Source organism: Romboutsia maritimum (assembly GCF_002251085.2).
Classification (GTDB): domain Bacteria; phylum Bacillota; class Clostridia; order Peptostreptococcales; family Peptostreptococcaceae; genus Romboutsia_B; species Romboutsia_B maritimum.
In genome coordinates, this window is the sequence record NZ_NOJZ02000088.1 from 1 (window position 1) to 930 (window position 930).

At 27.7% G+C, this 930-nt stretch carries 2 protein-coding genes; both read left to right on the top strand.

Features of this window, described 5'->3' with window-relative positions; translation table 11 throughout:
• The coding region (locus CHF27_RS13905) for a hypothetical protein (RefSeq protein ID WP_158534785.1) at window positions 1-295 on the top strand (295 nt) is incomplete at its 5' end.
• Between the two features lie 110 nt (window positions 296-405).
• Window positions 406-930 (top strand): tyrosine-type recombinase/integrase (locus CHF27_RS13910; protein ID WP_115976377.1); only part of this gene is annotated, 525 nt, incomplete at its 3' end.

The following is a 930-nucleotide window of genomic DNA, read 5'->3' on the forward strand; positions in this document are numbered from 1 at the left end:
GCTATATAGTGACGGAATATTAATTGCATATATGGCAGAAGCAACAACAAAGAGCATAAAGAAAATAGCATTACAGAAGGAAATAGGTAGTTTTACTACATTTTGCATTAAGGAAGGTAAGAAAAGAGCCTTAAAAGACATATTAGAAAGTGAAGAAATAAAGCCTATTTTAGAAGCTAAAGATATTCAATATAATATGCGATATTGGAAAAGAAAATATTTGATATTTAGTTTCTTTGTTGGTGGCATAGACCATGAATGTGCATATATATCATCTAAAATGGATTTCTTTTAATGATAAAATAATCTCACCTCAAAAATGGGGTGAGTATTTATATAAATAAGTTTTGAAAACAAGAAATGGTGGTTTCATAGATTAATAAATGAAAATAAGGAAGTGAATAAATGAAAGTTGAACCTATAAGAGATTTAGGCATATTAGAAGAGTGTTACAAATATTTAGATGCTAGGAGTAAAAGAGATTCTTTGTTATTTAGAACGGGAATATTTACGGGACTTAGAATATCAGATATTTTAAAGCTAAGGGTAAGAGATATATATAATAAAAGCAGATTAGATGTAAAGCAGACTAAAACAGGTAATATGGTTAATATACCAATACACCCAAAGCTTAAGAGGTTAATTAAAACTTATGTAGAAGAAAATAACTTACAAAGCTACTCTTTACTATTTAGAAGCCGTAAGGGAATTAATAAAGCTATTACAAGACAACAAGCATATAATATTTTTAATGATATGGCTAAAGATATAGGTATGGAAAATATAGGAACTCATACATTGAGAAAAACATTCGGCTATCATATGTATAAATCAAATGAAAATAATTTAGGTGTAGTAATGGAGGTACTAGGTCATAAGGATAGTAGTTCAACACTTAGATATATAGGAATAACAGATATAGATATAAAT